This window comes from Microbacterium sp. cf332 (assembly GCF_900102175.1).
Lineage (GTDB): Bacteria > Actinomycetota > Actinomycetes > Actinomycetales > Microbacteriaceae > Microbacterium.
The window spans coordinates 1,379,349-1,403,579 of sequence record NZ_FNKN01000001.1; the positions used below are offsets into that span (position 1 = coordinate 1,379,349).

Genomic DNA, 24,231 nt, shown 5'->3' on the forward strand with positions numbered 1-24,231 from the left:
GACGAGGGGTCAGCGACGCGGACCGGAGCTCGCGCGCACGACGAGCTCCGTCGCGACGAGCGTTCGCTCGGCGGGCACCTCGCCCCCGTCGATCTCGGTGAGCAGCGAGCGCACGGCGGCCGCGCCGATGCGGTCGAAGTGCTGCCGCACGGTCGTGAGCGGCGGCCAGAAGTTCGCCGACTCGGGGGCGTCGTCGTACCCGACCACGCTGATGCCCCCGGGGACGGGGCGACCGGCCTCGTGCAGCGCGCGCAGGAGTCCGAGCGCCATCCGGTCGTTGGCGGCGAAGACCGCCGTGACCCCGTCGACGGCGGCGAGCGACCGGCCGATCTCGTAGCCCGACTCGGCGGTCCAGTCGCCGACGTGCACCTCCGGCACGTCGGCACCACGGGCGTCGAGCGTGTCGCGCCAGGCGACGCGCCGACGCTCGGCCGCGAACGACTCCCGCGGTCCCGAGATGTGGTGGACCGTGTCGTGCCCGAGATCGAGCAGGTGCTCCGTCGCGAGACGGGCGCCGAGCGCCTGATCGTTGTCGACGACGGGATAGGGGTAGTCGGCGCTCGAGTCCACGACGACGACGGGCAGCCCCGTGGGCAGCGCGAGCTCGCGCTCGCCCAGGCGGTGGGTCTCGATGAGGATGATGACGCCGTCGACGGCGTGCTCGGCGAGTCGCACGAACGCACCGGAGACGTCGGACTGCGTCGCGGACTGCACCGTGATGACGGTGAGCGAGTACCCCGCATCCGCCGCGACCGACGCGACCGCGTCGAGCGTGCGGGTGTTGCCGTAGCTCGCGAGCGAGAACATGATCACGCCGATGCTGCGGAAGCGTCCGGAGCGGAGCGCCCGGGCCGCGCTATTCGGGCGGTAGCCCAGCTGCGCCATGGCGTCCTGCACCCGGGTCCGGGTCTCGGGGTCGACGTTGGCCCGGCCGTTCGCGACGCGCGACACGGTCTGCCCGGACACGCCGGCGAGGGCGGCGACGTCGGCCATCGAGACCTCCCGGCGCCGCGGGCGGACATCCGCGCTCACTGCCGGTCCTGATTCGCCCATGGCGGGGTCCCCCTCGATGTTGACGTTGACATGCTAGCGCCCACGGAGTTATGTTTACGTCAACATCCGCGCTCAACCGGCGAGCGCCTGCATCACAGAAGAGGCACGGACGATGACGACCACTACAGCACCCCCTCCCGCCGTGCGCACCGCGCGGAAGCGGCGGCGCGTCAGCGTCGAACAACGCGGATGGCTGTTCGTCGGCCCCTTCGCCGTGGTGTTCGCCCTCGTCTTCCTCGCACCCCTCGCCTATGCGCTGTACCTGAGCTTCTTCCGCGAGCAGATCGTCGGCGGCAACGCGTTCGTCGGGTTCGAGAACTACCTCACGGCGTTCGCCGACCCGAAGCTGTGGGACGGCTTCCTCCGCGTGCTGCTGTTCCTGCTCATCCAGGTTCCGATCATGCTCGTGCTGGCCCTCGCCGCCGCCCTCGCGATCGACAGCGCCCGGCTGCACGCCGCGGGCTTCTACCGCATCGTCATCTTCCTGCCCTACGCCGTGCCCGCCGTCGTCGCGGTCCTCATGTGGGGCTACATCTACGGCGACCAGTTCGGGCTCGCCGGCAACATCAACGACCTCCTCGGCGCACAGGTCCTGCGACCCTTCCTGCCCGAATGGATGATGGTCTCGATCGGCAACATCGTCACGTGGCAGTTCATCGGCTACAACATGCTGATCTTCTACTCGTCGCTGAAGACGATCCCCGGCGAGCTGTACGAGGCGGCATCCCTCGACGGCGCCGGCGCGTGGCGCACGATCGCGTCGATCAAGATCCCCGCCCTGCGCGGATCCATCGTCATCGCGACAATCTTCTCGATCATCGGCAGCTTCCAGCTCTTCAACGAGCCGAACATCCTCAAGCCCCTGGCACCGAACACGATCACGACGTTCTTCACGCCGAACATGTACGCGTACAACCTCTCGTTCGCCGGCCAGCAGTACAACTACGCCGCCACCGTCGCGATCATCATGGGCGTCATCACGGCGGTCATCGCCTACGTCGTCCAGTTGCGCGGATCCCGTCAGGAGATGCGATGACCGCTCCCGCCCTCGCCCGCAGCACGCCGTTCGCGCGGCGGAAGTCGCTCGTGCTCACCGTGGTGATGAGCCTGTTCATCCTGTACACGCTGCTGCCGCTGTTCTGGCTGGTCATCAACGCCACCAAGACGCAGGGCGACCTGTTCACGACCTTCGGGCTCTGGTTCGGCGACAGCTTCAACCTCTGGAACAACATCGTCGACACCTTCACCTACCGCGACGGCATCTTCGTCCGGTGGCTGGGCAACACGCTGCTCTACGTCGTCGTCGGCGCCGGCGGGGCGACGGTCCTCGCGACCATGGCGGGCTACGGGCTGGCGAAGTACAACTTCCGCGGACGCAAGGCCGTCTTCGCGGTCGTCATCGGAGCGGTCGCGGTTCCCGGGACGGCCCTCGCCGTGCCGACCTTCCTCATGTTCAGCCAGCTCGGACTCACCAACACCCCGTGGGCGATCATCATCCCCTCGCTCATCAGCCCGTTCGGCCTCTACCTGATGTGGGTGTTCGCGAGCGAGGCGGTGCCCACCGAACTGCTCGAGGCAGCCCGCATGGACGGCGCCAGCGAGATGCGGACGTTCTTCACCATCTCGACCAAGCTCCTGATGCCCGGCATCGTCACGGTTCTGCTGTTCGCGGTCGTGGCGACGTGGAACAACTACTTCCTCCCGCTCATCATGCTCAGCGATCCCGCCTGGTACCCGCTCACCGTCGGCCTCAACCAGTGGAACGCCCAGGCCACCGGCGCCGCAGCGCAGCCGATCTACAACCTCGTGATCACCGGATCGCTGCTGTCGATCATCCCCATCGTCGTGGCCTTCCTGCTGCTGCAGCGCTTCTGGCAGTCCGGCCTGAGCGCCGGCAGCGTCAAGCAGTGAGCACCCCGGACCCTGTATCCCGCACCACCCGAATCCACAACAACCCGAATCCACAACAACGAAGTGAAGGAACTCCCATGACACCCATGCGCAAGGAATCGGCGCTGCGTCGCGCCGCATCCGTCGTGGCCCTGACCGCAGCCGCCGGCCTCGTGCTCGCCGCCTGCTCGTCCTCCGGCCCCGCCGCGGGCGGCGGCAACCCCGACGACCTCGACGCGGCCCTGCAGGCCGGCGGCGAGATCACGTACTGGTCGTGGACCCCGTCCGCCGAAGCGCAGGCCGAGGCGTTCATGAAGAAGTACCCCGAGGTCAAGGTCAACGTCGTCAACGCGGGCACCAACACCGAGGAGTACACCAAGCTCCAGAACGCGATCAAGGCCGGTTCGGGAGCCCCCGACGTCGTGCAGATCGAGTACTACGCCTTCCCGCAGTTCGCCCTCACCGAGGGGCTGCTCGACCTGGCCCCCTACGGGTTCGCCGACCTCGAGGAGGACTACACCGCCTCGACGTGGAACTCCGTCGACTTCGACGGCAAGATCTACGGCCTGCCGCAGGACTCGGGCCCCATGGCGCTGTTCTACAACAAGACGGTCTTCGACCAGTACGGTCTGACGGTCCCGACGACGTGGGACGAGTACATCGCCACCGCGCGTCAGCTCACCGCCGCCGATCCGACGAAGAAGATCACGAACGACACCGGCGACGCCGGCTTCGCCACCAGCATGATCTGGCAGGCGGGCGGTGAGCCCTTCTCGGCCGACGGCACGAACGTGACGATCGACCTGGCCGACGAGGGCTCGAAGAAGTGGGCCGACACGTGGAACACGCTCGTGGAGGACGACCTGATCGCCAGCACCCCGAGCTGGAGCGACGAGTGGTTCACGGGCCTCGGCGACGGCTCGATCGCGACCCTCGTCATCGGCGCCTGGATGCCCGGCAACCTCGAGTCGTCGGTGGCCGACGCGGCGGGCGACTGGCGCGTCGCGCCGATGCCGACCTACGACGGCACCCCCGTCTCGGCCGAGAACGGCGGCGGCGGCCAGGCCGTCACGAAGCAGAGCGAGAACCCGGCGCTGGCTGCCGCGTTCCTGAAGTGGCTGAACAACGATGAGGAGAGCCTGACGATCTTCGCCGAGAGCGGCGGTTTCCCGTCGACGACCGCGCAGCTCGAGTCGGACGAGTTCCTCAACGAGGAGCCCGAGTACTTCGGTGGCCAGAAGATCAACGAAGTGCTCGTGCAGGCGGCCAAGGACGTGCGTCCGGGATGGCAGTACCTGCCGTTCCAGGTGTACGCGAACAGCATCTTCGGCGACACCGTCGGACAGTCCTACGCCTCGAAGTCCGACTTGAACGAGGGCCTCGCCACGTGGCAGGAACAGCTCGTGCAGTACGGCAACGACCAGGGCTTCACCGTCGACGAGTGACGCCCGGCGAGGGGGCGGGTCGCATCGGCATCCGGTCCGACCCGCCCCCTCGCATGTCCCATCCAGGAGAAGATCGATGACCTCCCCCGCCCGCATCACCGTCACCACCGCCGACGCCGGCGCGCCCGTGCCCCGGCGCCTCTTCGGCACCTTCGTCGAGCACATGGGCCGCTGCGTCTACGACGGGATCTTCGAGCCGGAGCATGCCACCGCCGACGACGCCGGCTTCCGCGGCGACGTGCTCGACCTCGTGCGCGAGCTCGGCGCGACGGTCGTCCGCTACCCGGGGGGCAACTTCGTCTCGGGCTACCGGTGGGAGGACGGCGTCGGGCCGCGCGACCGGCGTCCCGTGCGCCTGGACGCCGCTTGGCACAGCACCGAGACCAACCAGGTCGGCCTGCACGAGGTCGCCGCGTGGGCGGAGCAGGCCGGGCTCGAGCTCATGGAGGCCGTGAACCTCGGCACCCGGGGTGTCGCGGAGGCCGCCGATCTGCTCGAGTACGCCAACCACCCGAGCGGCACGGCTCTGTCGGAACGCCGCCGCGAGAACGGTCGCACCGAGCCGTTCGGCATCCGGCTCTGGTGCCTCGGCAACGAGATGGACGGCCCCTGGCAGATCGGGCACAAGACCGCCGACGAGTACGGGCGCCTCGCCGCCGAGACCGCGCGCCTCATGCGTTTCGTCGATCCCGACATCGAGCTCGTCGCCGCCGGCAGCTCCAACCATGAGATGCCGACCTTCGGCACCTGGGAGCGCACCGTGCTCCGCCACACCGCCGGGCTCGTCGACCACATCTCCGTGCACGCGTATTACGAGGAGACCCCGGGCGACCCGGCCAGCTTCCTCGCCTCGGGCGCCGCCCTCGACGCCTACATCGGCGAGGTCGCCGACATCATCGACGAGGTGCGGGCCGAACACGGCATCTCGGCACCCATCGGCATCAGCGTCGACGAATGGAACGTCTGGAACCAGACGCGCTGGAACGAGGTCGACAAGCCCGCCGTGTTCAGCGGCGAGTGGCCGGTCGCCCCACGGCTCATCGAGGACGACTACACCGTCACGGATGCCGTCGTCGTGGGCTCGCTGCTCATCACGATGCTCCGCCGCGCCGACCGCGTGTCGATGGCGAACCTCGCCCAGCTCGTCAACGTCATCGCCCCGATCCGCACCGAGCCCGGGGGCGCCGCGTGGCGGCAGACGACCTTCTTCCCGTTCCAGCTGACCGCGGCTGCGGCATCCGGGCATGTCGTCGTCCCGGCCATCGACACCGGCGTCATCCCGACCGCGCGCTACGGAGACGTGGGCGCCGTCGACGCCGTCGCGACGCTCGCGGGCGACGAGCTGACGGTCTTCCTCGTGCACCGGGGGCTCGACGCCGAGACGCCCGTCACGATCGACCTCGACCGCTCAGCCGCCGGCGCCGAGGCGCTCGTGCTGACCGTCCCGGCGGGCGGCGACCGGCACACCGTCAACAGCGCGTCGTCGCAGCCCGTCGCCCCGGCCGACCTGGCCGTCGACCTCCGTGACCGCACGGTGAGCCTCACCCTCCCCCCGCTCTCGTGGGCGCGTGTCAGCGTCCACCTCGCCCCGGCACCGAATCGAGACACCCCGTGACGACCTTCCGCATCGGCGAGACCGACTTCCTCCTCGACGAGCGCCCCCACCGGGTCATCGCCGGGGCCCTGCACTACTTCCGCATCCACCCGGACCACTGGGCCGACCGCATCCGCAAGGCGCGGCTCATGGGACTCAACACGATCGAGACCTACGTCGCCTGGAACGCCCACGAGCCGGTGCGCGGCGAATGGGACGCCACCGGGTGGAACGACCTCGGCCGCTTCCTCGACCTCGTCGCGGCGGAGGGCATGCACGCGATCGTCCGTCCCGGCCCGTACATCTGCGCCGAGTGGCACAACGGCGGCCTGCCGGTCTGGCTCACGAGCACGCCCGGTATCGGCCTGCGCCGCTCCGAGCCGCAGTTCGTCGAGGCGGTCAGCACCTACCTGCGGCGGGTCTACGAGATCGTGGCCCCTCGCCAGATCGATCGCGGCGGCAACGTCGTACTCGTGCAGATCGAGAACGAATACGGCGCCTACGGCTCCGACCACGACTACCTGCGCACGCTGACCGACCTGACCCGTGCCTGCGACATCACGGTTCCCCTGACCACCGTCGACCAGCCCGAACCGCACATGCTCGCGGCCGGCACCCTGGCCGACCTGCACACGACCGGATCGTTCGGCTCGCGCGCGACCGAACGCCTCGCAACCCTGCGCGAGCACCAGCCGACCGGTCCGCTGATGTGCTCGGAGTTCTGGGACGGCTGGTTCGACTGGTGGGGCGGCGTGCACCACACGACGGATGCAGCGGCCTCGGCGTCAGAGCTCGACGCCCTGCTCGCCGCGGGCGCCTCGGTCAACATCTACATGCTCCACGGCGGCTCCAACTTCGGCACGACCAACGGCGCGAACGACAAGGGCCGCTACGCGCCCATCGTCACCTCGTACGATTACGACGCCCCGCTCGACGAGTCGGGCCACCCGACCGAGAAGTACCACGCGTTCCGCGAGGTCATCGCCCGCTACGCACCCGTCCCGGACGAGGTGCCGCCCGGCCGGCCCGCGGCGCCGACGCTGACCGTCGCGCTGCGGACCACCGGAGACTGGCTTCCGGCGGCGGATGCTGCGGCGGTCGGGGACGGCGGGGCGGCGATCGCGCCTCCCACGTTCGAGGAGCTCGGACAGCTCGGGCCGCTCGTGCGCTACGACATCCCGCTGCCCGCGCAGGCGTTCGACGGGGCCGACCGCGCCGTCCTCGCCTTCGCCGAGATCCGCGACATCGCATGGATCGCGGTCGACGGGGCGCCCATCGGCCGCCTGCAGCGCGCGCTGCACGAGCGATCGCTGCCGATCCCTCGCGGCTCCCGGCTCACGGTGCTCGTGGAGGACCAGGGGCGCGTGAACTACGACGTGCGTCTCGGTGAGAGCAAGGGCCTCGTCGGCCCCGTGACCCTCGGCGGCCACCGGCTGACCGGTTGGTCGGCGCAGCCGGTCGACCTCGCGGCGGTCGCAAACGGCATCCCCGGGCCGGCCGCTCCCGGCACCGCCGGCCGCACGGGCCTCGTGGGCGCGTTCGAGCTCGACGAGCCCTCCGACCTCTTCCTCGACACGTCCGCCTGGAGCAAGGGCTACGCGTTCGTGAACGGCTTCTTCCTCGGGCGCTACTGGCGCAACGGGCCGCAGCGCACGCTGTACGTGCCGGCGCCCGCGACCCGCGCCGGCGCGAACGAGATCGTCGTCGTCGAGCTCGAGCACGTCGTCGAGCCCGTCGCCGCCCTCGTCGAGGCGCCCGACCTCGGACACCGCGAGGAGTGAGCGTGAGGCAGCCGCGCCGCGATCGGGCAGGATGGATGTCATGAGCTGGATGGTCACCGGTGGTGCTGGATACATCGGCGCGCATGTCGTGCGCGCCCTCGCCGCGGCGGGCCTCGAGCCCGTCGTCCTCGACGACCTGTCGAGCGGACACGCCGGGTTCGTGCCCGAGGGCGTGCCGTTCGTCCGGGGCTCGATCCTCGACCGGCCCCTCGTCGAGGGCGCGCTGCGCGAGCACCGCGTGGAGGGCGTCATCCACGTCGCGGGGTACAAGTACGCGGGCGTCTCGGTGACGCGTCCGCTGCACACCTACGCGCAGAACGTCGAGGGCACCCGCATCGTGCTCGAGGCGATGGCCACCGCCGGTGTCGACAAGATCGTGTTCTCCTCGAGCGCGGCCGTCTACGGCACCCCCGACGTGCCCCTCGTCACGGAGGACTTGCCCAAGCGGCCCGCCTCGCCCTACGGCGAGTCCAAGCTCATCGGCGAATGGCTGCTGCGCGACCAGGGTGTCGCCACGGCCGACTCGTCCGCCCCGCTGCGCCACACCTCGCTGCGCTACTTCAACGTCGTCGGCTCCGGCGACCCTTCCGTGTACGACACGAGCCCCCACAACCTCTTCCCGATCGTCTTCGAGAAGCTCATCGCCGGCGAGACCCCGCAGATCAACGGCGACGACTACGCCACCGACGACGGCACGAACGTCCGCGACTACGTGCACGTCGCCGACATCGCGGCCGCCCATGTCGTCGCCGCCCAGCGCCTCGCTGCGGGCGAGAGCGTCGAGCCGGCCTACAACCTCGGCTCGCAGAACGGCCTGTCGGTCCGCGAGATCATGGACGCGATGGCCCGCGTGACGGGCGTCGACTTCACGCCGAAGATCGGCCCCCGCCGGCCCGGCGACCCCGACCGCATCGTGGCGACCGGCGAGCTCGCGGCCCGCGACCTCGAGTGGGCCAACCGCTACACGGTCGACGAGATGGTGCGCACGGGCTGGGAGGCCCGCCGCGCGGCATCCGTCTGACCGGCGCCACATCCCGCGCCGAGCTCGCGCGGGCATCAGGCGCGGTTTCGGGGATCAGGCGCGGGGAGAACCGCGCGCGACGCCCCGAACTGCGCCTTACCTCTGCGCTTTACGTCAGCGCAGAGCTCGCGCGGACGACGAGCTCGGTGGGAACGGTGTGCGCCGGAGCCGTCGAGCCGGACTCGATGACCTCGACGAGAGCCTCGACGGCGCGGGCGCCGAGGGCGTCGAAGTCCTGGCGGACGGTCGTCAGCGGCGGGCGGTACTCCGCGGCATCCACCACGTCGTCGAATCCGACGACCGCGACGTCGTCCGGCACCGCACGCCCCGCGTCGCTGAACGCGCGGAGCAGGCCGAGCGCCATCTGGTCGTTCGCGGCGAACACCGCGGTGGCATCCGCGAGCGCTGCCCCCGCCGCGTGACCGCCGCGTGAGGTCCAGTCGCCGCGCACGATCGCGGGCACGTCGGCACCGGCCTCGATCAAGGCCTCGCGCCACCCGCGCTCCCGCTCCTGCGCCGCGAACGAGGCCTCGGGCCCCGCGAGGTGATGCACCGTCGCGTGCCCGAGCTCGACCAGATGCTGTGTCGCCAGACGCGCGCCACCGGCATGGTCGGTCTGCACGATCGCGAAGCGGTCGTCGGATGGCGAGTCGACGACGACGAGACGGAGGTCGGCGGGTGGTGCCGTGTCGCGCGCGAGGCGGGTCGCTTCGTTGAGCACGATGGCGCCGTCGACGCCCTGATCGCGCAGCTGGGCGAAGGCCTCCGCGATGTCGCGCGCACCGACCGTCACCACTGCGAGCGCGTAGTCGCGACCGCCCGCCGCGTCGGAGATGGCCTGCAGCATCCGCGAGTTGCCGACCGAGGCCAGGGTCGACACGACGAGGCCGATCGTGCGCGTCTGCCCCGTGCGCAGCGCCCGCGCGGCGCGGTGCATCCGATAGCCGAGCGACGCCATGGAGGCCTCGACCCGCGCGCGCGTCGCGGGGTCCACGCGCGCGCTGCCGTTCGCGACGCGCGACACGGTCTGCGCGGACACGCCCGCATGGGCCGCCACCTGGGCCATGGACACCCGCATGTCGGTCCTCTCCGTCAGTGTGTTGACGATATCACGGCCGGAATGTAGCGTGTTATCGTGAACATCACCGAACCACCCGCCGAGCCCCTCGGCGCGGGCGTCGTCAAGCGCTCCACCCGTCTCGACGACGGCCGAGAGCTCATCTACTACGACGACCCCGACACGACCCTCGGTCCCGAGCGGGGCGTCGACGCCCGCACGCTCGACCCGCGCCCCGAGACCGCGACGATGCGTCAGGACGTCCTCACCGGCGACTGGATCTCGATCGCCGCGTCCCGCCAGAATCGCGCCTTCCTCCCACCGGCCGAGCTCGACCCCCTCGCCCCGCAGACCCCGACGAATCCCTCGGAGATCCCCTCTCGGTACGACGTCGCGGTCTTCGAGAACAAGTCGCCGTCGTTCGGTCCCGCCCTCGCCGAGTCCGTGGGCGGCGCTCCCGCCGCATCCGACCCGCCCCGCGGCATCGACGACCTCGCGCACCTCGGCCTGGGCCGCACGCGCACGAGCGTCGGGCGCACCGAGGTCGTGTGCTTCTCCCCCGAGCACGCCGGATCCTTCGGAACCCAGACCGTCACACGCGCGCGCACCGTCATCGAGGCCTGGGCCGACCGCACCGCCGCCCTCTCGCAGCTTCCCGGCATCGAGCAGGTGTTCCCGTTCGAGAACCGCGGCGAGGCGATCGGCGTGACCCTGCCCCACCCGCACGGCCAGATCTACGCCTATCCGTACATCACCCCTCGCACGAGCCGCCTGCTCGACTCGATCGACCGCACCGCCCCCGACCTGTTCCAGCGCATCCTCGAATTCGAGCAGGCGGGCTCCCGCGTCGTGCTCCGCGGCGAGCACTGGACCGCGTTCGTGCCCTTCGCCGCCCGCTGGCCGATCGAGGTGCACCTGCTCCCCCATCGTCACGTCGCCGACTTCGCCGAGACGAACGAGGTAGAGCGCGACGAGCTCGCCCCGCTCTACCTGCGACTGCTGCGCGGCATCGACGCCCTCTACGAGACCGCCACCCCCTACATCGCCGCGTGGCATCAGGCCCCGGTGCGGCACGCGCGCGACAGCGCGCGCCTGCACCTGCAGCTCACGAGCCCGCGCCGCGCTGCCGACAAGATGAAGTTCCTCGCCGGGTCCGAGGCCGCCATGGGCGCCTGGATCGGCGACATCCCGCCCGAGACCGCGGCCGCGCGCATCCGCGAGGCCGTAGAAGGAGTGACCCTGTGACCGACACCGATCCGCGCACCGAGGCGCGCGACCTGCTGGCCTCGCTCGGCGCCACGACCACGAGCGAGTGGTCGGCCCCCGGCCGCGTCAATCTCATCGGCGAGCACACCGACTACAACGACGGCTTCGTGTTCCCCTTCGCGACGCCGCACCGCACGCACGTCGCGGTCGCGACGCGCGACGACGGCCGTCTGCGCGTCGTCTCGACGTTCGACGCCGTGCCCGTCGAGATCGCGATCGCCGACCTCGACGCCGTCTTCCCGACGGTCGACGGCGAGCACGCCGTCCCGGAGTGGTCGGCATATCCCCTCGGGGTCGCTTGGGCGCTCGTTCAGGCGTCCGGCGCCGATCCCGCGACGCTCGCCGGAGCCGACCTGGCCTTCGCCTCCGACGTGCCCGTCGGCGCGGGGCTGTCGTCGTCGGCGGCGATCGAGGGCGCGACGGCATCGGCGTTGAACGAGCTGTGGCACCTGGGGCTCGACCGGGTCGCCCTCGCCCAGGTGGGGCGGCGGGCAGAGAACGAAGCTGTCGGCGCCCCCACCGGGATCATGGACCAGATGGCGTCGATGCTCGGCGAGCCGGATGCCGCGACCTTCCTCGACTGCCGTTCGCTGCAGACCGACGAGGTGGAGCTCGGCTTCGCCGCCGCCGGCCTGACGCTGCTCGTGATGGACACGAACGTCAAGCATGCGCACTCCACGGGCGGATACGGCGAGCGACGGGCGTCGTGCGAGAAGGGCGCCGAGATCATGGGCGTGCCCATGCTGCGCGACCTGTCGGTCGACGACCTCGACCGCGCCGCCGCCGTCCTCGACGACGTCACGTTCCGCCGTGTCCGGCACATCGTCACCGAGAACCAACGCGTACTCGACACGGTGCGGACACTCCGCGAGCGCGGCCCGCGCGCCATCGGCGGCCTGCTCGACGCGTCGCACGTGTCGATGCGCGACGACTTCGAGATCTCGGTGCCCGAGCTCGACCTCGCCGTCGAGACCGCGCGCTCCGCAGGAGCCATCGGCGCCCGCATGACCGGCGGCGGGTTCGGCGGTGCGGCGATCGCGCTCGTGGAGAGCGGCGCCGTCGATGCGGTCTCGCGCGAGGTCGAGCGCGCTTTCGCCGCAGCCGGCTTCACCGCCCCGACCATCTTCCCGGTCAGCCCGTCGGCGGGAGCGCGCCGCGACGGCTGACGCAGCATCCGGGAGACAGCCCGCGGCTGCCCTCGTCGGACCGGGGCGATCCCCCAAACACCGCCCCGGTCCGGCGACGGCCCCGCGAGCCGGCGCGCGCACGAGAACGGGGGATGCCGAGTCGGCATCCCCCGTTCTGATCACGCCGCTTACTTGAAGGTGTCCTTGACGTCTTCACCCGTCTTCTTCGCCTCGGCCTTGACCTGGTCGGCCTTGCCCTCGGCTTCGAGCTTGTCGTTGTCGGTCGCCTTGCCGATGGCTTCCTTCGCCTTGCCGGCGATGTCCTGGGCGGCGTTCTTGATCTTGTCGTCGAGTCCCATGTCGGGCTCCTCTCGTTGTGGGATGGTGCCCCGGGCGGGGCTGTGATGGAGGTCGGTCAGGAGAGCCGGCGCTGGTCGTGCGCCAGCTTCGCCCGCAGTCCCGAGTGGATCGAGATGTAGGCCGTCACCTTCTGGCCCGTGAGCGTGCCGAGATTCGCGACCAGCCGTTCGACCGTTTCGGCCACATGCACCGGAGACGTGTTCTGCCGGGCGGTGACGCTGACGTGCAGGACGGGCTCGTGCTTGATGTCGTTCGCCGTCACCCGTGCGCTGAGGATCTCGTCGCGATCGGCGAGCGCGTTCTTGAGCGCATCGGCCGCGAACCCTTCGGTCACCGTGATGCGACCGAGGTCGCTCTCGGACCCCGTGGCGCGCAGCGACGTCCGGCGACGGCCGTGGATGCTGCGGACAATCAGGACGATCAGCAGCACCACCAGCAGGGCCAGTGCCGCGAGCACCCCGACCGCCAGCCATGTGAGGCTGGTGCCCGCGATGGTCGTGGCGTCCCAGGCCTGCTTCGCCCATTCCTCGGCACCGGAACCGAAACTCGTCCAGGCATCGGCAGCAGCCGGCACCGCAGCGCCGGCGATGACACCGGCGCCGATGGCGACGAGCACCAGTCCGAGGATCAGGAGGATCGTGCGATTGACGGCACGATTGGTGTTGTTCATGCCTTCTCCTCCTGTTCACGGGCCCGCTCCACCCGCAGCGACGGGCGCAGCTTCTGCGGCAGCCGGTACGAATCCAGCTCGGAGCCCACGACACCGCGGACACGTTCCTCGTCGACAGGAACGCCCACCGCCGGGGTGAGCGCGACGTCGACCGAGCGGTGTCCGACGCCGACACGCACCTGGTCTCGCGGCAGCCCGGTCTCGTCGGAGACGCGCTGCGCGATCGCCGAGGCGATCACGCCGTTGTCGGCCACCACGGCGCTCTCGCCGACGACGAGCTCGTGCTTCGGCAGGCGCCCCGGAGCGATCGCGAGGACGACCAGGATGAGCCCCAACACCGCGATGACCGCGCCGACCGTGACGCTGGCCCCCACGGGCACCTCTGTCGGAAGGCCGACCAGCCACCCGAAGGCGGCGGCCGGGCCCAGCAGGAGGGCCGGCTGACCGGCGAGGTTCAGCACGATCTCCGTGCCGACGTAGATCAGCGCGAGGATGACGAGGACCACCGCGACGACCATCGCGACGGTGCGCGGTGAGTGCGTCTCGCGCCGCACGACGCGACGCAGCACGGAACTGCTCATCGGACTCTCCTCTTCGCGGGGGTGGTGGCGCCGTTCACCGTGATATCGACGCGGGTGACGGGCTTGCCCAGCACACGGCCGAGCTCCTCCTGCACCCGCTGCTGCATCTCGCGGACGGTGTCGACGACGTTGCCGGCGGCGTGGATCGCCGCGGTGTCGTGGAGCGACGGGACGGGCATTGGCGTGGTGATGCGGACGGCCATCCCATCCCGGTAATCGGATGCCGAGACGGACACGCGGTCCATCTCGACCCCGACGACCTGGGACGCGATCTTCTCCGAGACCTTCCGCACCGCGCGCTCGCGCACATCGACCCGTCCGGCGAGACCGGACGTCCCTCCGGTGGCGGCCGTGTCGCCGCCACCGGGACGCATGGCCTCTGCGACGGTCATGACGAGGTGCGCCGACCTGTCAGCACGTCAGCCAGCCCGCGGACGTCGAGCTTGCCGGACGCGATGCGGCCGACTGCCGCGCCGATCGCCATGAAGAGGGCGACGAGGAGGAAACCCCAGAAGCCGAACAACAGGGCGGCGGCGGCGAGGACCGCGCCGATCAGTGCACCCGAGACGGTGGCGTTCATGCGACGCGCGACTCGGACTCGTCGTTGTCGTCGTCGGCCCCGGCGATGTGGACGTCGTTGACCTCGACGTTGACCTCGACGACCTCGAGGCCCACGAGACGGCTGATGGCACCGGCGACGGCGGCACGCACGTTGTCAGCGACCTCTTGGATCGGCGCCGGGTACTCGACGACGATCGTCAGGTCGGCGGCGGCCTGCGTCTCACCCACCTCGACCTTGACGCCCTGCGACAGGTCGGTGGCGTTGATCGCGTCTCGGATCGCGCCGAACGCGCGGGCTCCGCCGCCGCCGAGGGCGTAAACGCCGGCGACCTCGCGAGCCGCGATTCCGGCAACCTTGGCCACCACGCCGTCCGAGATCGTGGTCTTGCCCGCGGCCCCGGTGTCGGCAGGAACGCGCGACGACGAGAAGGTGCGGTCCACGCGCGAAGCCTGGGGGGCGGCGGCCGCCGACTTCGGGGTCTCGACAGCGGGGGCGGTGTTCTTCTGGTCCTCAGCCATGACGTTTCCTTATCTGTCTGGGTTGTCCGATGCAAGCTCTCGGCTCGTCATTCGGTGAGCGTTACGTTCGCTCTACAGATAAGAGGGCGGCTCATCCGGATTCGTCACAAAAAAGTTCGAGAAGTTTTCTGGGGGGACGATGCGAGCCGATGACAGCGGGTCGGACACCGACCTGCAGGCCGCGCCGGACGGCATCCTGGTGGCCCGCGCGGCCTCCGGAGACGCCGAGGCATTCGACGCCCTCCTGCATCGGCACACCCGCATCGTGCGCGCTTACGTGTACCGCATCGTCGGCACGCTCTCGGAGACCGACGACGTCGTGCAGGACGCGTTCCTCACGGCCTGGCGTCAGCTCTCCTCACTGCGCGACCCGAACGCGGTCAAGGCCTGGCTCATGAAGATCGCGAGCCGCGAGGCGTACGCGCACCTGAGAAGACGACCGGACCATGACACACTGGACGGATTCGACAGAGCCGCGGAGTCGGGTCTCCTTCCTGAGGCGGCCGCAATCCGCAACGCACAGCTGCAAGCGCTCTCCCTTGCACTCGACGCGCTGCCGGAAGCCCAACGCCGCTGCTGGCTGCTCCGAGAAGTCGGGTCGCTCAGCTATACCGAGATCGCAGAAGAGATGAACCTCCCTCTCAGCACCGTTCGAGGAAACCTTTCCCGCGCCCGTGCCAGCATCACGATCCAGATGGCGGGGTGGCGCTGATGGACGCCAACGACGTGACCCTCGACTGCGGGAAGACGATCGAGGAGATCAGCGACTACGTCGAGAGCGGCCGTTCGCCCTACGATCCCGAGATCGAGACCTGTCCCGACTGTCTCAACGCTCTCGATGCGCTCGAACGTGCGGGACGGCTGTCGCGCGAGCTGATCGCCGCCGATGCCGCCGAGATGCCCGAGCCGTCCGAGAGCTGGTTCCACGGCGTCATGACGGCCGTGCGTGCCGAGCTGCGCGCCGGACGCTCCATCCCCCTGACGCATCCCGACCCACGGGTGTCGATGTCGGTGACCGAGGGCGCCGTGCAGGCGCTCATCCGCGCGAGCGGCGATGCGATCGACGGCGTCTTCATCGGCCACTCGAAGATCCTCGGCGACGTGGAAGTGCCCGACGCGCCGATCGCCGTCGACGTCACCGCGTCGGTCGCCTGGGGCGAGTCGCTGCCCGCGGCCGCGGGCGCCGTCCGTCGAGCCGTGTCCGAAGCCCTCTCCCAGCACACCGAGCTGAACGTCACCGCCGTCGACGTCACCGTCGAGGATCTCCACCGCCCATTCCCGCCCAAGGACATCGCATGATCGACCCCGCCTCCGTCGTCGACCCGTCGAACCCGCGCCCTCTCGTCGAGGTCGCCGGCGTCACCGCTGTCCACGACCCCCGCCCGCCGCTCACCCGTGCACTCGGTGCGGCCTCGACGGCTCTGCGACTCGACACCACGCCGCCGACCGACGGCATCTTCGTCTCCGCCGACGGCGACGTCGTCACGGCGGCGGCAGCCGTCTCGGTCAGCGTGGCCGCACGCACGCCCGAGGTCGCCCGCGCCGTCGCCGACGAGGTGCGCGCGCAGCATCCGTCCGTCGACCGGATCACGGTACAGGTGCGGCGCATCGCCTGACGGACGGCGGTCGCCGCGGCACCCGCTGCGGGATGGCGGATCCGCTAGCTTCGGACTGTGACCGCGACCGTCTCGCTCTCGACCGGCCGTGTCCGAGGGCTCGAGAGGCCCGACGGCACGCTCGCCTTCCTCGGCATCCCGTACGCACTGGCCCCGGTCGGCGAGCGCCGCTTCGGAGAGCCGGAACCGGCAGAGCCCTGGGCCGACGTACGCGACGCGACCGCCTACGGGCCGACGCCGCAGCGGGGCGACTACGGCGAGACCCTCATCCCCGAGCCCTCCATCCCGGGCGACGACACACTCTCGGTGAACGTCTTCGCGCCGGGCGACGCGCACGACGAGCCTCTCCCCGTGCTCGTCTACATCCACGGTGGCGGGTTCGTGCAGGGATCCGCCGCGAGCCCCTGGTACGACGGCGCCGCGTTCGCCCGCGCGGGTATCGTCGTCGTCACCGTCTCGTACCGGCTCGGCTTCGACGGGTTCGGGCTCATCGCCGGCGCTCCCGCGAACCGGGGCGTGCGCGATTGGATCGCCGCCCTCGAATGGGTGCAGCGCGAGGTGACCGCCTTCGGTGGAGACCCCGGCGACGTCACGATCGCGGGTCAGTCCGCCGGGGGCGGCGCCGTTCTGACGCTGCTCGGGATGCCGTCGGCCCAGCCGCTGTTCCGGCGTGCGCTCGCCATCTCCGCGGCCCTCACCGAGGTCGCGCCGACACGGGCCGCCGAACGCACGACGCGCTTGGCCGCGGCGCTCGGGGTAGCACCGACCCGGGAGGGCTTCTCGCGAGTGGACGAGCTCACGGTCCTGCGCGCGCAGCAGGCACTCGAGGCCGAGCGGCACGGCGGCGTCATCGCGACGGTGCGGAGCCGGCTGGCGGAGGGCCTCCCGTGGGGGCCGGTCGTCGACGGCGACCTCATCCCGCGGCCCGCGCTCGACGCCCTCGCGGCCGGGGTCGGGGCCGACAAACCGCTCGTGCTCGGCACGACGGACGACGAGTTCACGATGGCGACCGACGCGCTCAGCGGAGCTGTGCGCCTCGTGCCCGCGCCCCTCGCGCTGGCGGTGCTCGGCGTGGGTCATGCCCGCCGCTGGCGCTACGTGCGCGACAACCACGAGCAGCGCCGCCTCGGCACCGCGGCGTTCCTCGGGCGGTACGCCACCGACCGCGTCTTCCGCGACACCGTGCCGCGCGTCGCCCGCGCGCGCGGTGGATCCGTCACGTGGACCTACCGCTTCAGCTGGCCCTCGCCGACCCGGCGATGGGCGCTGCACTGCCTCGACGTGCCCTTCTGGTGGAACCGCCTCGACGCCCCCGGCGTGACGCGGCTCGCGGGTGAACGACCGCCGCGCGAGCTGGCCGACGCGATGCACGGCGCCGCGGTGTCGTTCGTGCGAACCGGTGACCCGGGATGGCCGCGCTGGACGCCCGAAGAGGGCGCGACCCGGGTCTTCGGCGGCGCCGCGTCCGTTCCCACGGTCATCGCCGACGGCTACGCCTCGGTACGGGCGCTCGTTCCGTGACCGCCGCGGCGGTCACGGAACGCGCTTGAGCCACGCCTCGGTGGCGAACTTCGCCTCGACGAGCGCCTCGGCCTCGGCGTACTCCTCGGGAGAGACGGTGCCCGGCACCGCTCCGTAGCGCTTCGAGAACACCTCGATGAAGCGGTCGATGATCGCGTCGCGTGGCAGACCCGTCTGGCTGCGCAGCGGGTCGACGCGCTTGGCGGCCGAGACCGTCCCCTTGTCGCTGAGCTTCTCGCGCCCGATACGCAGCACTTCGGTGAGGACGGCTCCGTCCATGTCGTAGCTGAGGGTCGCGTGATGCAGCACGCCGCCGTTGGCGAGCCGTTTCTGCGCCGCGCCGCCGATCTTGCCCGACGGCGAGGCGATGTCGTTGAGCGGCTGGTAGGTCGCCTCGATGCCGAGCGAGCGGAGGGCCTCGAGCACCCAGTCGTCGAGGAACGCGTACGAGTCGGCGAAGGTCAGCCCCGCGACCAGGGATGCCGGCACGTAGAGCGAATACGTCACGATCGAGTTCGCCGCCATCATCATGGCGCCTCCGCCCGAGATCCGGCGGACGACATCGAAGCCGTGCTTCGCCGCCCCCTCGGGATCGACCTCGTTGCGGTACGACTGGAACGATCCGATGACGACGGCCGACTCGTTCCACTCCCAGATGCGCAGCGTGGGGTTGCGGCGCCCGTCGCCGACCCGCGTCGTGAGCACTTCATCGAGCGCGAGGTTCATGCTCGGCGACACCGCCCGGTCGTGGATGACCTCCCAGTCGAACTCGCGCCAGCCGGGTGCCGTGATCATCGCTCGCCGCACCGCCGTGCCGACCGACTCGGGCGTGAAGCCGAGCAGCTGCGCACCGTCCGGGAGCGCGGAGCGGACGGCCGCCGCGATCGTGGCGACGTCCGATTCCCCGGGGAGCCCCGTGATCGCGGCATCGATGTCGGCGAGCGCGTCGTCGGGCTCGAGGAAGAAGTCGCCGGCCAGGTGGAAGTCCGCGATGCGCCCGTCGCGCACCTCGAGGTCGACGACGACCAGCTTTCCTCCGGGCACCTTGTATTCGCCGTGCATGACCCCAGCCTAGGACCGGGCGGCACCGCCGGCTCGACCGGTCCCGTGGTCGGTCGCGGCATCGGTCTCGGGACGGATGCCGCTACACCTCCCGGGGGACGACGCACGGGCATCCGCCGAGAAGAGTGAGGGGCATGAACACCGCCATCGACTCCACCCCCGTCCTCGAGGCCCGCGGGCTCGTGAAACGCTACGGCCCGCTGACCGCGCTCGACCAGGTCGACCTCAGCGTGCATGCCGGCGAGGCCGTCGCCATCATGGGCGCCTCGGGGTCGGGCAAGACCACGCTCCTGCACTGCCTCGCCGCGATCATCGCCCCCGACGCCGGCTCTGTGCGCCTGGCGGCGCCCGGTGCTGACACCGCCGAGCTCGTCGGGATGCCCGACGCCGCCCGCTCCGCCGTGCGGCGCAGGCGGCTCGGCTTCGTCTTCCAGGACCACCTGCTCCTCCCGGAGCTCACCGCCGTCGAGAACGCAGCCCTGCCGCTGCTGCTCGTGGGAACCGCACGCGCCGCAGCCGAGGCGCACGCGGCGGCGTGGCTCGGTGCGCTCGGTCTCGGCGGTATGGAGAACCGCCGGATCGGCGAGCTGTCCGGCGGTCAGGCCCAGCGGGTCGCGATCGCCCGGGCTCAGGTGACGGGCGCCGCCGTCGTCTTCGCGGACGAGCCCACCGGCGCCCTCGACTCGGCGACGTCGGCCGACGTGCTCGCCGCGCTCCTGCACGCGACGACCGGACAGGGCCGCAGCCTCGTCGTCGTGACGCACGACGACGAGGTCGCCGGCCGCTGCGACCGTGTGCTGCGCATGCGCGACGGCCGGATCGTCGACGCCCCCGCGCCCGCGCTCACGGGGGCCGCCGCGGGCGCCGCCGCGCGGACGTCCGGGACGGTGCAGCGATGAGCGCCGCCACGACCGCGACCGACCGGCCCGCTGTCCTGCCGCCCGCACCCCTCGCGCCGCCCACCCGGGCCCCGGGACGATTGCGCCGCGTGACCACGCTCACGATCCTGCTGTCACGTCCGGCGCGGCAGGGCACCGCGGCGCTCGCACTGCCGCTCACGGCCTTCGCCGTGACGACGCTGCTGATGCTCACCGTCGCGGGCGGTACGCGCATGTTCCTCGTCGATCCCCGGACCGGCGACCTCGCATTCCTCTACGGCGTGCTGAGCATGCTCGCGCTGCTGCTGCTGGTCATTCCGACCGCCACGCTCGGGGCCGCGGCCGCGCGCCTGTCGAGCCGGCGCCGCAACGACGGCCTGTCGACGTTGCGGCTGCTCGGTGCGACGAACGCCGAGGTGTCGGCGATGGCGGTCGGCGAGGCCTCGGTCGTGGCCTTCGCCGGCGCCATCGTGGGCGCGCTGGCCTACGGCGTCGCCCTCCCGCTGATCGGGCTGCTGCCCTTCTTCGGCGGACCCGTCGGCGCCGGGGCGGTCTGGGCGGGATGGGGCGTCGTCGTCGCCGTCGTCGCGGCGATCGGGATCATCGCGACGGCGAGTGCCGCGGCGAGCCTGCGCCGTGTTCGCCTCACCCCGCTCGGCGTCCGGCGGCGCACCGACCCACCGCCGCGACGCATCCGCCTGCTCGTCGGGGCAGGACTCGGCATCGTCGTCGTGGGCGTCGCGGTCGGGCAGTTCGGCAGCATCGCCCCGCTCCTCGGTCCGGCCGCGGCGATGGCGGTCCTGCTCGCCCTCTTCGCCGGCTCGCTCGGGCTGGTGAACCTGATCGGCGCTCCGATCGTCGCCGCCCGCGGCCGCTCGATGGCGCGGCGCGCCCGCACCGCGGCGCAGCTGATCGCCGGACGCGAGCTCGCCGCTCACGCCGCGACCGCCTGGCGGCGGGTGTCGAGCATCGCGATGATCTCGTTCATCGCGGTCGTGGGAGGCAGCGGCATCGCCATCGCGGACATGGCCGGTGCCGAGCCGGGGGTGACGCTGTTCGCCGACATCCGGACGGGCGTGCTCGTGACCCTCGGCGCCGGTTTCGTTCTGCTGGCCGCATCCGTCGGCGTCAGTCACGCCGCATCCGTCCTCGACGACCGCGACCTCATCGTCGGCCTCGACCGCCTCGGCATGGAACCCGGGGAACTCGCCCGCGCCCGACGCATCACCGTGATGCTGCCGCTGCGCTGGGCCGCGGCGGGCGGAGCCGCGGTCGGCGTCGCGCTCGCGATGCCGATCGTCGGGATCAGCCTGGTGGTCGCGCCGTTGTCGGTGCTCGTGATCGGGCTCACGTTCGTGGCTGGCTTCGGCGCTGTGGCGCTCGCGCTGCTCGCCTCGCGTCCGCTCGTGACGGCCGTCCGGCGCGGTGCCGCGCGCTGACCCGTCTCAGGATCGCGGGAAGCGGGCGTCGAGCCAAGCGATGAGATCGGCGTGGACGTCGCCGCGCACCGCCTCGTTGAAGATCTCGTGACGCGCGCCGGGATAGACGAGCGTCGTGACGTCGGTCAGTCCGGAACGCGTGCGGTAGGCGTCAGCGAGGCGGTGGACGCTGCGGGGACCGCCCACGGTGTCGTCGCGCCCCACGAGCAGCAGTACCGGCACGTCGACGCCGAGGTCGCGGCGCGGCCGCCCCATGAGCTTCACCGTCTCGATGGGACCGAACAGACGCGGCAGCGGGGTGACCGTCGTCAGGGGGTCGTCGAGGAAGGCTCGCTGTACCCCGGTGTCGGTACTGAGCCACTCGACGCCCGTGGCGCCGGGCGCCTTCCAGGGGGCGTTGAGATCGCCGGAATTGAGCGATCCGGGCCAGCGCAGCGCCGAGCCGGACAGCACGAGCCCGGCATACGCCTCGGGGCGGTCGTCGAACAGCATCTGCGCGAGGAACGAGCCCCACGAGTGACCGAGCAGCACGATGGGCGCTCCCGGATGCTCGCGCTCGATGATGCGGGTCAGCTCGGCGCACGCGTCGCGCGCGGCGTGCAGGCCCCCGGGTCCGAGGCGGCCGAGCTTCGCGGGCCCGCCGTGCTGGCGGAGTCCGGTGCGTCCGTGGCCGCGATGGTCGTCGGCGTAGACCGTGAAGCCGGCAGCGGTGAGGACCCGCGCGATCTCGGCGTACCGACCGGCGTGCTCGCCGACACCGTGCAGCAGCTGAACGACGCCGCGGGGCTCGCCCTGCGCGGGATGGACGTCGTAGACGATCGCGACCCCGTGCGCGTCGGTGAACTCGGGCATGACGCGATTCTACGTTCACCCGCGCGGCGTGTTCCGGACCACGGGCCGTTAGCAAGACTAATGAGCTAAGCTAAATATTACCGATGAGCGCCTCCTCCCCCACCTCCGCACCGCCCGAGACACCCGCCGTCGACCTCGCGCACGAGGCGACCGATCTGCGCATGGCGACTTTCCGCCTCGCGCGACGGCTCCGCGCCCAGCGCGCGGTCGACTCGATGAGCGACGGCCAGTTCGCCGTGCTCGCCAACCTCCACGTCCACGGACCGCACACCCTCGGCGAGCTCGCCGATCGCGAACGCGTCTCGGCTCCGTCGATGAACCGCACGGTCAACCACCTCGAAGAGCTCGGCTACCTGAGCCGCACGCCCGACGGCGACGATCGGCGCAAGGTCAACATCGCACTCACCGACGACGGGCGCACGGTCGTCGTCGAGACGACGCGACGCCGCGACTCCTGGCTCGAGCATGCCCTCGAGGACCTCGACCCGGCCGACCGCGACACGCTCGCGAAGGCCGCGGTCATCATGCGGGCGGTGGCGGACCGATGAGTTCGGCCATGTTCCGCTCCTTCTCGGTCTTCAACTACCGGGTGTGGTTCTTCGGCGCACTGGTGTCGAACGTCGGCGCCTGGATGCAGGCGACCGCGCTCAGCTGGGTCGTCCTCACGGGCCTGACAGACAACGACGCCGGCGCCATGGGCATCACGATGGCCCTGCAGTTCGCGCCGCCCCTGCTGCTCGTCGGCGTCACCGGATGGGTCGCCGACCGCTTCGACCGCCGCCGCCTGCTCGTCGTGACGCAGAGCTCACTCATGGTCGTCGGGCTCGTCATCGGCACGCTCCTGCTCACCGGCGTCATGACGCTCCCCCTGATGTACGCTTTCGCCTTCGGCCTCGGGCTCATCTCCGCGTTCGACAACCCTGCGCGGCAGGCCTTCGTCTCCGACATCGTCGCCCGTGAGATCGCCGCCAACGCGGTCGCGCTCAACGCGGCATCCTTCAACGGCGCACGCATGATCGGCCCCGCGGTCGCGGGCATCGTGATCGTCGCCGTCGGCACCGGCTGGGTCTTCTTCATCAACGCCGCCACGTTCCTCGCGATGATCGTGGCTCTGTTCCTCATCCGCCCGGGCGAGCTCATCCCGCGCGTCGTCTCGCCCGGCGCGGCGCGACTCGCCGACGGGTTCCGGTACGTGCGCGGGCGCCCCGACCTCATGGTCGCCTTCGCGATGGTCTTCCTGCTCGGCGCTTTCGGCATGAACTTCCCCATCTTCGCCTCGACGATGGCCATCGAGTTCGGGCGCGACGCCGACGGTTACGGGCTGCTCAGCTCGATCCTCGCGATCGGCTCGCTCGCGGGCGCCCTCATGGCGGCGCGACGCGACCGGGCCCGCATCCGCGTCGTGATCTTCGGGGCCGGCCTGTTCGCCGTGGCCGCAGCGGTATCGGCCTTCATGCCGACCTACTGGCTCTACGCCGTCACCCTGATGTTCACGGGGTTCGCGGTCGTCACGACCCTCACCACCGCCAACGGCTACGTGCAGACGACGACCGACCCGGCGCTGCGCGGCCGCGTCCTCGCCCTGTACATGGCCATCCTCATGGGCGGCACGCCCGTCGGGGCACCCATCGTCGGCTGGGTCGCCGATCAGTACGGCCCCCGCGCGGCGATCGGCCTCGGCGCCGTCGCGGCGTTCGTCGCCTTCGGAGTCGGCGTCACCTGGATGCTCGTCTCGGGTCGCGTGCACCGTTCCGACTCGCGTCGCTTCGCCCTCTCGCTCGACGAGACGCGGCCGATCTCGGTCGTCACCCCTGAGGAGTTCAGCGACGAAGTCGCGGGGACGACGGCGATCCCGCTGCCCGACGCCCCGGCCACCGAGCGCCCCCGCGCCGCGCGCTGACCCCCCGCACCGGACGGCCCCGCCGGTCCCCGGGCGAT

26 protein-coding genes are annotated in these 24,231 nt (G+C 71.2%); 16 read left to right on the forward strand and 10 right to left on the reverse strand.

Annotation, left to right across the window (positions count from 1 at the left end):
- Positions 1-9: 9 nt before the first annotated feature.
- Entirely contained in the window at positions 10-993 is a 984-nt protein-coding gene (locus BLT21_RS06550; protein WP_091500526.1) for a LacI family DNA-binding transcriptional regulator, read from the reverse strand.
- A gap of 172 nt (positions 994-1,165) precedes the next feature.
- On the opposite strand from BLT21_RS06550, the gene BLT21_RS06555 reads away from it, so the two are divergent.
- From BLT21_RS06555 to galE, 6 genes are all read left to right on the forward strand, one after another.
- Positions 1,166-2,089, forward strand: coding sequence for a carbohydrate ABC transporter permease (locus tag BLT21_RS06555; RefSeq protein ID WP_091500527.1), 924 nt, complete (start codon positions 1,166-1,168; stop codon positions 2,087-2,089).
- On the forward strand, positions 2,086-2,964 hold the full coding sequence (locus tag BLT21_RS06560) for a carbohydrate ABC transporter permease (protein WP_091500528.1): 879 nt from the start codon (positions 2,086-2,088) through the stop codon (positions 2,962-2,964). Before BLT21_RS06555 ends, BLT21_RS06560 begins: the two co-directional genes overlap by 4 nt.
- 77 nt (positions 2,965-3,041) lie before the next feature.
- Positions 3,042-4,388, forward strand: a complete 1,347-nt coding sequence (locus BLT21_RS06565; protein ID WP_256335947.1) for an ABC transporter substrate-binding protein — start codon at positions 3,042-3,044, stop codon at positions 4,386-4,388.
- A 76-nt stretch (positions 4,389-4,464) separates the two neighbouring features.
- Positions 4,465-6,003, forward strand: a complete 1,539-nt coding sequence (locus BLT21_RS06570; RefSeq protein WP_091500530.1) for an arabinosylfuranosidase ArfA — start codon at positions 4,465-4,467, stop codon at positions 6,001-6,003.
- Entirely contained in the window at positions 6,000-7,763 is a 1,764-nt protein-coding gene (locus tag BLT21_RS06575) for a glycoside hydrolase family 35 protein (protein WP_091500531.1), read from the forward strand. Before BLT21_RS06570 ends, BLT21_RS06575 begins: the two co-directional genes overlap by 4 nt.
- A gap of 40 nt (positions 7,764-7,803) precedes the next feature.
- Positions 7,804-8,784 carry a UDP-glucose 4-epimerase GalE gene (galE, locus tag BLT21_RS06580; protein WP_091500532.1) on the forward strand — a complete coding sequence of 327 codons (981 nt, stop codon included), beginning with the start codon at positions 7,804-7,806 and terminating at the stop codon, positions 8,782-8,784.
- Between the two features lie 109 nt (positions 8,785-8,893).
- Here the strand turns inward: galE and BLT21_RS06585 are convergent, their stop codons facing one another.
- The gene (locus tag BLT21_RS06585; protein ID WP_256335948.1) at positions 8,894-9,862 is read right to left on the reverse strand and encodes a LacI family DNA-binding transcriptional regulator; all 969 of its coding nucleotides are present in this window, start codon (positions 9,860-9,862) and stop codon (positions 8,894-8,896) included.
- A 63-nt stretch (positions 9,863-9,925) separates the two neighbouring features.
- Here BLT21_RS06585 and galT point away from each other — a divergent pair, with 63 nt between their 5' ends.
- Both galT and galK read left to right on the forward strand, forming a co-directional pair.
- Positions 9,926-11,086: a galactose-1-phosphate uridylyltransferase gene (galT, locus tag BLT21_RS06590; RefSeq protein WP_091500737.1), complete on the forward strand. Its 1,161-nt coding sequence runs from the start codon at positions 9,926-9,928 to the stop codon at positions 11,084-11,086.
- Positions 11,083-12,273: a galactokinase gene (gene galK, locus BLT21_RS06595; RefSeq protein ID WP_091500534.1), complete on the forward strand. Its 1,191-nt coding sequence runs from the start codon at positions 11,083-11,085 to the stop codon at positions 12,271-12,273. The genes galT and galK overlap by 4 nt, the downstream gene beginning before the upstream one ends.
- 149 nt (positions 12,274-12,422) lie before the next feature.
- On the opposite strand, the gene BLT21_RS06600 is transcribed toward galK, so the two are convergent.
- From BLT21_RS06600 to BLT21_RS06625, 6 genes are read right to left on the reverse strand one after another with little or no spacing between them, the layout of a single operon-like run.
- Complete coding sequence (locus tag BLT21_RS06600; protein ID WP_091500535.1) at positions 12,423-12,593, reverse strand: CsbD family protein; 171 nt, start codon at positions 12,591-12,593, stop codon at positions 12,423-12,425.
- 56 nt (positions 12,594-12,649) lie between these two features.
- A complete protein-coding gene (locus tag BLT21_RS06605; RefSeq protein ID WP_091500536.1) occupies positions 12,650-13,264 on the reverse strand; it encodes a hypothetical protein in 615 nt (204 codons plus the stop codon).
- Positions 13,261-13,845, reverse strand: a complete 585-nt coding sequence (locus BLT21_RS06610; RefSeq protein ID WP_091500537.1) for an Asp23/Gls24 family envelope stress response protein — start codon at positions 13,843-13,845, stop codon at positions 13,261-13,263. Before BLT21_RS06610 ends, BLT21_RS06605 begins: the two co-directional genes overlap by 4 nt.
- Positions 13,842-14,237 (reverse strand): Asp23/Gls24 family envelope stress response protein, encoded by a 396-nt coding sequence (locus BLT21_RS06615; protein ID WP_091500538.1) that lies wholly within the window; start codon positions 14,235-14,237, stop codon positions 13,842-13,844. The genes BLT21_RS06610 and BLT21_RS06615 overlap by 4 nt, the downstream gene beginning before the upstream one ends.
- Entirely contained in the window at positions 14,234-14,425 is a 192-nt protein-coding gene (locus BLT21_RS06620) for a DUF2273 domain-containing protein (RefSeq protein ID WP_091500539.1), read from the reverse strand. The genes BLT21_RS06615 and BLT21_RS06620 overlap by 4 nt, the downstream gene beginning before the upstream one ends.
- On the reverse strand, positions 14,422-14,925 hold the full coding sequence (locus tag BLT21_RS06625; RefSeq protein WP_091500540.1) for an Asp23/Gls24 family envelope stress response protein: 504 nt from the start codon (positions 14,923-14,925) through the stop codon (positions 14,422-14,424). The genes BLT21_RS06620 and BLT21_RS06625 overlap by 4 nt, the downstream gene beginning before the upstream one ends.
- Before the next feature lie 139 nt (positions 14,926-15,064).
- Here BLT21_RS06625 and BLT21_RS06630 point away from each other — a divergent pair, with 139 nt between their 5' ends.
- From BLT21_RS06630 to BLT21_RS06645, 4 genes are read left to right on the forward strand one after another with little or no spacing between them, the layout of a single operon-like run.
- The gene (locus tag BLT21_RS06630) at positions 15,065-15,637 is read left to right on the forward strand and encodes an RNA polymerase sigma factor (RefSeq protein ID WP_091500541.1); all 573 of its coding nucleotides are present in this window, start codon (positions 15,065-15,067) and stop codon (positions 15,635-15,637) included.
- On the forward strand, positions 15,637-16,224 hold the full coding sequence (locus tag BLT21_RS06635) for an Asp23/Gls24 family envelope stress response protein (RefSeq protein ID WP_256335950.1): 588 nt from the start codon (positions 15,637-15,639) through the stop codon (positions 16,222-16,224). The genes BLT21_RS06630 and BLT21_RS06635 overlap by 1 nt, the downstream gene beginning before the upstream one ends.
- Positions 16,221-16,541 (forward strand): hypothetical protein, encoded by a 321-nt coding sequence (locus tag BLT21_RS06640; protein WP_091500543.1) that lies wholly within the window; start codon positions 16,221-16,223, stop codon positions 16,539-16,541. The genes BLT21_RS06635 and BLT21_RS06640 overlap by 4 nt, the downstream gene beginning before the upstream one ends.
- Before the next feature lie 57 nt (positions 16,542-16,598).
- Positions 16,599-18,062, forward strand: coding sequence for a carboxylesterase/lipase family protein (locus tag BLT21_RS06645; RefSeq protein ID WP_091500544.1), 1,464 nt, complete (start codon positions 16,599-16,601; stop codon positions 18,060-18,062).
- A 12-nt stretch (positions 18,063-18,074) separates the two neighbouring features.
- Here the strand turns inward: BLT21_RS06645 and BLT21_RS06650 are convergent, their stop codons facing one another.
- Positions 18,075-19,124, reverse strand: a complete 1,050-nt coding sequence (locus BLT21_RS06650; protein WP_091500545.1) for a lipoate-protein ligase LplAB — start codon at positions 19,122-19,124, stop codon at positions 18,075-18,077.
- A 134-nt stretch (positions 19,125-19,258) separates the two neighbouring features.
- On the opposite strand from BLT21_RS06650, the gene BLT21_RS06655 reads away from it, so the two are divergent.
- Entirely contained in the window at positions 19,259-20,023 is a 765-nt protein-coding gene (locus BLT21_RS06655; protein ID WP_091500546.1) for an ABC transporter ATP-binding protein, read from the forward strand.
- The gene (locus BLT21_RS06660; RefSeq protein ID WP_143024948.1) at positions 20,020-21,441 is read left to right on the forward strand and encodes an FtsX-like permease family protein; all 1,422 of its coding nucleotides are present in this window, start codon (positions 20,020-20,022) and stop codon (positions 21,439-21,441) included. The genes BLT21_RS06655 and BLT21_RS06660 overlap by 4 nt, the downstream gene beginning before the upstream one ends.
- Positions 21,442-21,447: 6 nt before the next feature.
- On the opposite strand, the gene BLT21_RS06665 is transcribed toward BLT21_RS06660, so the two are convergent.
- Complete coding sequence (locus BLT21_RS06665; RefSeq protein WP_091500548.1) at positions 21,448-22,293, reverse strand: alpha/beta fold hydrolase; 846 nt, start codon at positions 22,291-22,293, stop codon at positions 21,448-21,450.
- Between the two features lie 83 nt (positions 22,294-22,376).
- Between BLT21_RS06665 and BLT21_RS06670 the strand changes: the two genes are divergently transcribed.
- Complete coding sequence (locus BLT21_RS06670; RefSeq protein WP_091500549.1) at positions 22,377-22,841, forward strand: MarR family winged helix-turn-helix transcriptional regulator; 465 nt, start codon at positions 22,377-22,379, stop codon at positions 22,839-22,841.
- Positions 22,842-22,849: 8 nt separating this feature from the next.
- Entirely contained in the window at positions 22,850-24,193 is a 1,344-nt protein-coding gene (locus tag BLT21_RS06675) for an MFS transporter (RefSeq protein ID WP_176786825.1), read from the forward strand.
- Positions 24,194-24,231 lie beyond the last annotated feature (38 nt).

Excerpts from the sequence above, each read along its gene's own strand:
- BLT21_RS06550 (WP_091500526.1), bottom strand. The coding sequence starts at position 993 with ATGGCCGACGTCGCCGCCCTCGCCGGCGTGTCCGGGCAGACCGTGTCG.
- BLT21_RS06555 (WP_091500527.1), top strand. The coding sequence starts at position 1,166 with ATGACGACCACTACAGCACCCCCTCCCGCCGTGCGCACCGCGCGGAAG.
- BLT21_RS06560 (WP_091500528.1), top strand. The coding sequence starts at position 2,086 with ATGACCGCTCCCGCCCTCGCCCGCAGCACGCCGTTCGCGCGGCGGAAG.
- BLT21_RS06565 (WP_256335947.1), top strand. The coding sequence starts at position 3,042 with ATGACACCCATGCGCAAGGAATCGGCGCTGCGTCGCGCCGCATCCGTC.
- BLT21_RS06570 (WP_091500530.1), top strand. The coding sequence starts at position 4,465 with ATGACCTCCCCCGCCCGCATCACCGTCACCACCGCCGACGCCGGCGCG.
- galE (WP_091500532.1), top strand. The coding sequence starts at position 7,804 with ATGAGCTGGATGGTCACCGGTGGTGCTGGATACATCGGCGCGCATGTC.
- BLT21_RS06585 (WP_256335948.1), bottom strand. The coding sequence starts at position 9,862 with ATGCGGGTGTCCATGGCCCAGGTGGCGGCCCATGCGGGCGTGTCCGCG.
- BLT21_RS06600 (WP_091500535.1), bottom strand. The coding sequence starts at position 12,593 with ATGGGACTCGACGACAAGATCAAGAACGCCGCCCAGGACATCGCCGGC.
- BLT21_RS06605 (WP_091500536.1), bottom strand. The coding sequence starts at position 13,264 with ATGAACAACACCAATCGTGCCGTCAATCGCACGATCCTCCTGATCCTC.
- BLT21_RS06610 (WP_091500537.1), bottom strand. The coding sequence starts at position 13,845 with ATGAGCAGTTCCGTGCTGCGTCGCGTCGTGCGGCGCGAGACGCACTCA.
- BLT21_RS06615 (WP_091500538.1), bottom strand. The coding sequence starts at position 14,237 with ATGACCGTCGCAGAGGCCATGCGTCCCGGTGGCGGCGACACGGCCGCC.
- BLT21_RS06620 (WP_091500539.1), bottom strand. The coding sequence starts at position 14,425 with ATGAACGCCACCGTCTCGGGTGCACTGATCGGCGCGGTCCTCGCCGCC.
- BLT21_RS06625 (WP_091500540.1), bottom strand. The coding sequence starts at position 14,925 with ATGGCTGAGGACCAGAAGAACACCGCCCCCGCTGTCGAGACCCCGAAG.
- BLT21_RS06630 (WP_091500541.1), top strand. The coding sequence starts at position 15,065 with ATGCGAGCCGATGACAGCGGGTCGGACACCGACCTGCAGGCCGCGCCG.
- BLT21_RS06635 (WP_256335950.1), top strand. The coding sequence starts at position 15,637 with ATGGACGCCAACGACGTGACCCTCGACTGCGGGAAGACGATCGAGGAG.
- BLT21_RS06640 (WP_091500543.1), top strand. The coding sequence starts at position 16,221 with ATGATCGACCCCGCCTCCGTCGTCGACCCGTCGAACCCGCGCCCTCTC.
- BLT21_RS06650 (WP_091500545.1), bottom strand. The coding sequence starts at position 19,124 with ATGCACGGCGAATACAAGGTGCCCGGAGGAAAGCTGGTCGTCGTCGAC.
- BLT21_RS06655 (WP_091500546.1), top strand. The coding sequence starts at position 19,259 with ATGAACACCGCCATCGACTCCACCCCCGTCCTCGAGGCCCGCGGGCTC.
- BLT21_RS06660 (WP_143024948.1), top strand. The coding sequence starts at position 20,020 with ATGAGCGCCGCCACGACCGCGACCGACCGGCCCGCTGTCCTGCCGCCC.
- BLT21_RS06665 (WP_091500548.1), bottom strand. The coding sequence starts at position 22,293 with ATGCCCGAGTTCACCGACGCGCACGGGGTCGCGATCGTCTACGACGTC.
- BLT21_RS06670 (WP_091500549.1), top strand. The coding sequence starts at position 22,377 with ATGAGCGCCTCCTCCCCCACCTCCGCACCGCCCGAGACACCCGCCGTC.
- BLT21_RS06675 (WP_176786825.1), top strand. The coding sequence starts at position 22,850 with ATGTTCCGCTCCTTCTCGGTCTTCAACTACCGGGTGTGGTTCTTCGGC.